This window comes from Streptomyces ossamyceticus (genome assembly GCF_001418475.1).
In the GTDB taxonomy this organism is placed as follows: Bacteria; Actinomycetota; Actinomycetes; order Streptomycetales; family Streptomycetaceae; genus Streptomyces; species Streptomyces ossamyceticus.
The window spans coordinates 1-6,034 of the sequence record NZ_LIQX01000133.1 but is presented as its reverse complement, the minus strand read 5'-3'; the positions used below and the strand labels follow the sequence as shown (position 1 = coordinate 6,034).

At 71.8% G+C, this 6,034-nt stretch carries 9 protein-coding genes; 6 read left to right on the top strand and 3 right to left on the bottom strand.

Features of this window, described 5'->3' with window-relative positions; all coding sequences use genetic code 11:
* The 5 genes from AOK15_RS11810 to AOK15_RS11790 all read left to right on the top strand — a co-directional run.
* Positions 1-766 (top strand): STAS domain-containing protein (locus AOK15_RS11810; protein ID WP_240508394.1); only part of this gene is annotated, 766 nt, incomplete at its 5' end.
* Complete coding sequence (locus AOK15_RS11805; protein WP_055515671.1) at positions 763-1,170, top strand: pyridoxamine 5'-phosphate oxidase family protein; 408 nt, start codon at positions 763-765, stop codon at positions 1,168-1,170. The genes AOK15_RS11810 and AOK15_RS11805, both read left to right, overlap by 4 nt.
* Positions 1,170-1,616, top strand: coding sequence for an ATP-binding protein (locus tag AOK15_RS11800; RefSeq protein WP_055515669.1), 447 nt, complete (start codon positions 1,170-1,172; stop codon positions 1,614-1,616). The genes AOK15_RS11805 and AOK15_RS11800 overlap by 1 nt, the downstream gene beginning before the upstream one ends.
* 57 nt (positions 1,617-1,673) lie before the next feature.
* Positions 1,674-2,069 (top strand): STAS domain-containing protein, encoded by a 396-nt coding sequence (locus AOK15_RS11795; protein ID WP_055515667.1) that lies wholly within the window; start codon positions 1,674-1,676, stop codon positions 2,067-2,069.
* A 66-nt stretch (positions 2,070-2,135) separates the two neighbouring features.
* A complete protein-coding gene (locus AOK15_RS11790; protein ID WP_055515665.1) occupies positions 2,136-2,486 on the top strand; it encodes a zinc ribbon domain-containing protein YjdM in 351 nt (116 codons plus the stop codon).
* A 235-nt stretch (positions 2,487-2,721) separates the two neighbouring features.
* On the opposite strand, the gene AOK15_RS11785 is transcribed toward AOK15_RS11790, so the two are convergent.
* Complete coding sequence (locus AOK15_RS11785; protein WP_055515663.1) at positions 2,722-2,934, bottom strand: hypothetical protein; 213 nt, start codon at positions 2,932-2,934, stop codon at positions 2,722-2,724.
* Between the two features lie 209 nt (positions 2,935-3,143).
* Between AOK15_RS11785 and AOK15_RS11780 the strand changes: the two genes are divergently transcribed.
* Positions 3,144-3,494, top strand: coding sequence for an ArsR/SmtB family transcription factor (locus AOK15_RS11780; protein WP_055515661.1), 351 nt, complete (start codon positions 3,144-3,146; stop codon positions 3,492-3,494).
* 859 nt (positions 3,495-4,353) lie between these two features.
* On the opposite strand, the gene AOK15_RS11770 is transcribed toward AOK15_RS11780, so the two are convergent.
* Positions 4,354-5,394, bottom strand: a complete 1,041-nt coding sequence (locus AOK15_RS11770) for a TSUP family transporter (protein ID WP_079058427.1) — start codon at positions 5,392-5,394, stop codon at positions 4,354-4,356.
* Positions 5,391-5,975, bottom strand: a complete 585-nt coding sequence (locus AOK15_RS11765) for a rhodanese-like domain-containing protein (protein WP_055515656.1) — start codon at positions 5,973-5,975, stop codon at positions 5,391-5,393. Before AOK15_RS11765 ends, AOK15_RS11770 begins: the two co-directional genes overlap by 4 nt.
* Positions 5,976-6,034 lie beyond the last annotated feature (59 nt).

Below are 6,034 nucleotides of genomic sequence, written 5' to 3'. Positions count from 1 at the left end.
CGCCGTGATCGTGTTCGCCGCGGCACCGCTGGTGTCGAAGATCCCGCTCGCCGCCCTCGCCGGAGTGCTGCTGGCCACCGCGGTCCGCATGGTCGAGGTCGGCTCGCTCCGGGCAATGGCCAGGGCCACCCGCTCGGACGCCCTGATCCTCGTCCTCACCGCGGTCGCGACCCTCGCCCTGGACCTCGTGTACGCGGTGATCATCGGCCTCGCCGTCGCGGGCGTCCTCGCCCTGCGCGCCGTGGCCCAGCAGGCCCGTTTCGACCAGGTGCCGCTCGACCGGGGCGACCACAGCGCCGAGGAGCACGCCCTGCTCGCCGAGCACATCGTCGCGTACCGCATCGACGGGCCGCTGTTCTTCGCCGCCGCGCACCGCTTCCTGCTGGAGCTGACCGAGGTGGCCGACGTACGGGTCGTCATCCTGCGCATGTCCCGCGTGTCGACCATGGACGCCACCGGCGCGCTGGTCCTCAAGGACGCCGTGGAGAAGCTGACGCGACGCGGCATCCTCGTGCTGGCCTCCGGGATACGCCCCGGCCAGCGCCAGGTCCTGGAATCCGTCGGTGCGCTGGAACTGCTGCGGCACGACGGCCGTGACTTCTCCACCACACCCGAGGCGATCCGGGCCGCTCGCGAGCATCTGGAGTCGGCCGGCGTCCTCCCCGCGGGTGCCGCACGGCAGCAACAGGAGCCGGCCCCGGACCGTGCGACGTCCGTCGAAGCGCTTGAGGAGCACGCCGAAGCGCTTGAGGAGCACGCGCGATGAGCCTTCCCCCCGCGGCCCTGCGCATGGCCGAGGTCTCCGGCGCGGAGGCGCTGTGGCTGGTGGAGGGCAGCAGCTTCGGGCGGCTGGTGTACCCGCAGCGGGGGCAGACCCTCGTCCGGCCTGCCCGGCACGTCTGGGAGTACGGGCGTCTGATCGTCCGGGCCCCCGTCCAGGGGGCTGTCGTACCAGAGGTGGTGACGTACCAGGTGGACGAGATCAGGGTCGTGGCCGGCACCGGCTGGACGGTCACGCTGTCCGGCCCCACCGAGGTGATCACCGATGCCGACAAGGCGGCCCATCACCAGCGCACCCTGGCCGGCTGGACCCACGGCCCGCACGACACCGTGTTGCGGATGCTCCCCCAGACGGTCAGCGGCTTCCGCCTGAGCCGCGTGGAGACGTGATGTCCTCGCTCCTGCAAGCCCTTCCCCATCGGCACGTGCTCACCCTGCCGTCCCAGCCGGAAGCCGTACGGACCGCCCGCGAGACGGCCGAGCAGACACTGACGGAATGGGGCATCGGCCTGCGGCACCCCGCCGTGGACCCGGCCCTGCTGGTCCTGGGCGAGCTGGTCACCAACAGCGTCCGGCACGCCGCCGTCTGCTCGCCGCAGCTGACCGTGATCTACGCGGCCGGCCGGGACTGCCTGGCCTTCGCCGTCCATGACCGCCACCCCTACCAGCCTCCGCTCGGCACGCTCGGCGGCGGGACGGACGGAACCGGCGCGACCGGAGCAACCGGCGGGCTGGCCACGATCATGGAGGTGACCCTGGGGCTGGGGGGCAGCGCGGTCGTCCGTCCGGACGCCGACGGGCGGGGCAAGAGCATCTGGATCACCCTCCCCCTTTGAATCCACCGGACCGCATCCCCATCCGAACGGGCCATATCGCAAGGAAGTTCACCGCTTATGACCATCGAGTGGCGCTACACCATCGAGCAGGATCTCGGCATCCTCTCCGTCGCCGGACACCTGGGCCCGGCCGCGGTCCGTCGCTTCGCCGGGGCGGTCGGCTGGGTCGCCGCTCGCGGCACCGGACCGGTCGTCCTCGACCTGACCGAACTGCGCAGCTGGTCCGCCGAGGGCCAACTGGCCATCACCGAGTCGGCACGCCGTCTCGCCGGAGCGGGCCGCAGACTGGAGCTGGCCGCCATCCCCGCCGACGGCTCGCTGGTTCCGTCCGGCGACTGCCCGGACATCCCCGTCCACCACGACCTGGCCGCCGCCCTCGCCGCCCACGCCCGCCCCTCGTCGGCCACGGACGAGGGGCAGCAGGAGTGGCGCACCGACGGCTGGCCCACCTGACCCTCACGCCTCTCACGCCCCTCACCCGACCCCGTAACGCCCGACTGACCGAAAGATCCTTGTGCCATGAGTGACAACCTTCCCGCCTGCCCCGCATGCTCCGGCGCCCACACCTACGAGATGGGCGCGCTCCTGGTCTGCCCCGAGTGCGGACTCGAATGGTCACCCTCCGAGGAAACCGCGGACGAATCCGGGAGCAAGGTGATCAGGGACGCGGTCGGCAACGTGCTCGCCGACGGTGACACCGTGACGGTGGTCAGGACACTCAAGGTCAAGGGCAGCCCAACCGGGATCAAGGCGGGCACCAAGGTGCGCAACATCCGCCTCGTCGACGGCGTGGACGGCCACGACATCGACTGCAAGGTCGACGGGTTCGGCGCCATGCAGCTCAAGTCCAGCGTGGTCAAGAAGGCTTGACCCGGGCATCTCGGTGCGCGGACCGCCCGGGACGCCGTCCTGGTCGGTCCGCGTTCGCACGGTCCCGGCACGATTGCCGGCGTCCCCGCGCGGCTGGCGATCGCCACGGCCAGTCGCCCGCCCGAACGCACCGGTGACGACCGCGCGGGCGACGCCGCGCCATCTCAGCCGCCTTCTCAGGCCGCCTTCTCGGCCCGCCTTCTCGGCCCGCCTTCTCGGCGGCGGCACGAACGGATCAATCGCGGTGGATGCCCAGCGCCGGGCCGGTGGTCGTGTCCGTTCGAGCGGCGCGCTCGTGCGCCTCGCCGAAGGACAGCCGGAGCATACGGGCATGACCGCAGCGCGGGCAGCCGCCGTCCGGACCGACGGCGGTGGGGCGGCACTTGAGGCGGCAGGCGGGGCATTTCAGCCAGACGACGCCGGCACCGCGTAGCGGGGTGATCCTCACACGACCCTCCTCACAAGACCTCATTAATTGCTAATATTAGCAATTAATGAGGTCTTCATGCGGGACGTGGCGCCGTTTTCACCAGCAGGTTCGGCCTGGCCGATGCCTCGGGCGAGGATGGGCCACATGCCCGTGACGAGTGGATGGATGCGATGCGCCGAGCTCCGGCCGGTGGGACCGTGCTGTTGCGCCGGGGAGGTGACGGCACCATGAGTACGCCGCTGTACCAACTGAAGGCGGAGTTCTTCAAGACGCTGGGCCACCCGGCCCGCATACGGGTCCTGGAGCTGCTGAGCGAGCGCGAGCACGCGGTCGCGGAGATGCTGCCCGAGGTGGGCATCGAGCCCGCACATCTGTCCCAGCAGTTGGCCGTGCTGCGGCGGGCGAACCTGGTCAGGACACGCAAGGAGGGCTCAGCGGTGTACTACTCGCTGACCAGCCCCCAGGTCGCGGAGCTGTTGCGGGTCGCGCGGACCATCCTGTCCGGGGTGCTCGCCGGGCAGGCCGAGCTGCTGGCGGACCTGCACGCCACGCAGGGCGGTGGAAAGCCGTCGCCGTAGGGGACGGCCCTTGGACGGCGACCGCCTCCCGGGAGTTGGACAGCACTCCGTGGTGCGGGAGGCGGTCGCTTCACCTTCCGAATCCGCCGATGCGGGACGGGACGAGGAACCCGCCCTCGTCCCGCGCCGGCCCACGGGGGCGCTCACGCACCGCGTCGGGCCCCGGCGTGGTTTCGAGGTGCCCGTCGGCCACGCCGAGGGCGTCCGGCCCCGCCCGTACAGATCGGCCCCCTCTCCCGATGTGAACCGGAACGTCTCCGGTGGCACCCTGCACCCGCCTGCCGCCCCTCCCCGCCACTCCAGCGGCCCCGGCGATCTCCACCGTGGAGGGCGGCACCGACATCACGGCCCGTCTTCCGGAAGAGGGGTGCGCGCCCGGGTCCGCCAAGGAATGGGCGGGGACCGGCCTCCCACGGGCGCGGGCGGTGGCGGAGGCGGAGGCGGAGGCCAGCGTGCCCGTGACATCGGTTCCGTCCGACCGTCAGTCTCTTCGCACATCGCACATCGCACCCCTCAGCCCCGACGACCCTTCCGAACCGGGCGGATACGGGCGGCCACCCGCTCAAGGGGCAGCGGGATCACCCGCTCCACTGCCACGTCGGATACCCATCGCTCCGTCTTCCAGGTCATGCGCGCGCCTCCGTGGACCCACCCGGGTCCGCCACCGGCAACCGGCCCCGGCGAGGGCCCACCGCATGCGTCGCCCGCCGCCGCTCGGCCGGGCGGAAGGAGGCCGGGCTGACGGGGCCGGGCACGCACGTACATGCCCGTGACGTGGAACGACGCGGCCGGCGGATGTCCGCCGACCGCGTCACGTGTCACACGAGGGCGAGGAAGGACTCTTCCGGTTCCCGCCCGCTCACCGGAGGTACGCCGTCCCCGCCCTCGGCAAGGCACCGGCGCGTTCCGCCGGCGAGGGTCCAGGAGTCGGCCCGGTCGAGGGTGCGGGGCAGGGCGGCGAGTCGGGCGACGACGCCGCAAGGGCATCCCTCTGGGTATCGAGCTCGGGGTTTACGGCGGGCGCCTTGGAACCTGCCTGGGGTGCGTTCGCGGCCGAGCGTGGACGGCGTGCCCGCACCGCGCTCCAGGTCACGGCGGTCGCCACCGCGAGACCGATGCCGGTCCAGGTGAACGGGCTGACCCACAGCGCGTGGGACAGTTGCTGACCGAGGACGAAGACTCCCATGACGACGACGAACCAGCCGAAGGCCTTGCGCAGGGTGTCCTGGGGGATGCGTGCCGCGTAGCGGCTGCCGATGAGGCCGCCGACGATGGCCGCGGCGGTGACCAGCAGCGCGAGGTTCCAGTCGATCTGGACGCCGTCGAGGTGGCCGGCGAGACCGGAGAACGACTTCATCGCGATGACCAGGAGCGAGGTGCCTACGGCGACGCTCATGGGCAGTCCGCCGAGCAGGGCGAGGGCGGGAACGACGAGGAATCCGCCGCCGGAGCCGACCAGGCCGGTGACCGCGCCGACCACGAGGCCCTCCACGATCACCTGCCCGACGGGCAGTTCCGTGGGGGCGGGCTTGGCCGGCTTCGTCGTGCGGGACTTGCGGAGCATGGCGGCGGCGGTGGCGAGCATCATGAGCGCGAAGGCGATGAGCAGGACGTTGCCGGGAATGTACTCCGCGAGGCGTCCGCCGCCGTACGCGCCGACCATGCTGACCGCGCCGAAGACCAGGCCGGTGCGCCAGCGCACCCGGCCCGCGCGGGCGTGCGGGACGAGCCCGACGAGGCTGGTGACGCCGACGACGAACAGGGAGGTGGCGATGGCCTCCTTGGTGTCCTGACCGGCAAGGTAGACCAGGATCGGGACGGTCAGGATGGAACCCCCGCCTCCCAGGATGCCCAGGCTGACGCCGATCAGTACGGAGGCGACGAGGACGAGCGTGATCACGAGCGGTCCCGCAGGGAGGCGATCACCGTACGGATGTCGGTGCGCGGGCCGCGGTTGTAGGGCAGCTTGGACAGCATCATGCCCATGGCACAGGTGTTGCTGAGCGCGGCGAACGTCAGCCCGGCACCGATCGCGGTGCCGATCAGGTGCACCCCGGGCACGAGCAGTCCGACGACGCCCGTGACCAGCACGATGGATCCCGCGATGAGTCGGACCTGGCGCTCCAGCTCCCAGCGCGCCTCACCACGGTTGACCGGGGCTCCGGCGGCCTCCCAGGCCATCATTCCGCCGTCCAGGACGCGCAGGTTGGGAAGACCGGCTTCGGCGAGGGCCTGCTCGGCCTGGGCGGCACGGGCGCCGGAGCGGCAGACGAGGACGACGTCCTCGTCGAGGTGGGCGAGGAGTTCGGCGCGGTGTTCACGCAGGGTGTCCAGCGGGACGTTGTAGGAACCGGGGATGTGGACGGACCGGAATTCGCCCGGGGTGCGCACGTCCAGCACTCGGGGTCCGCGCCCGGTGCTGATCAGCTGCTGAAGGGCGGTGGGGGTGAGGCCGGCGGTGCGGGAGGCGTCGATGGTCATGAAAGCTCCGTCAGTGGTGAGGGGGACCCACGTGCAATACGGGGTGGGGTATGTACGGG

Bases quoted from the DNA above. Each gene is read 5' to 3' on its own strand.
- AOK15_RS11780 (WP_055515661.1), top strand. From the start codon at position 3,144: ATGAGTACGCCGCTGTACCAACTGAAGGCGGAGTTCTTCAAGACGCTG.
- AOK15_RS11790 (WP_055515665.1), top strand. From the start codon at position 2,136: ATGAGTGACAACCTTCCCGCCTGCCCCGCATGCTCCGGCGCCCACACC.
- AOK15_RS11795 (WP_055515667.1), top strand. From the start codon at position 1,674: ATGACCATCGAGTGGCGCTACACCATCGAGCAGGATCTCGGCATCCTC.
- AOK15_RS11800 (WP_055515669.1), top strand. From the start codon at position 1,170: ATGTCCTCGCTCCTGCAAGCCCTTCCCCATCGGCACGTGCTCACCCTG.
- AOK15_RS11765 (WP_055515656.1), bottom strand. From the start codon at position 5,975: ATGACCATCGACGCCTCCCGCACCGCCGGCCTCACCCCCACCGCCCTT.
- AOK15_RS11805 (WP_055515671.1), top strand. From the start codon at position 763: ATGAGCCTTCCCCCCGCGGCCCTGCGCATGGCCGAGGTCTCCGGCGCG.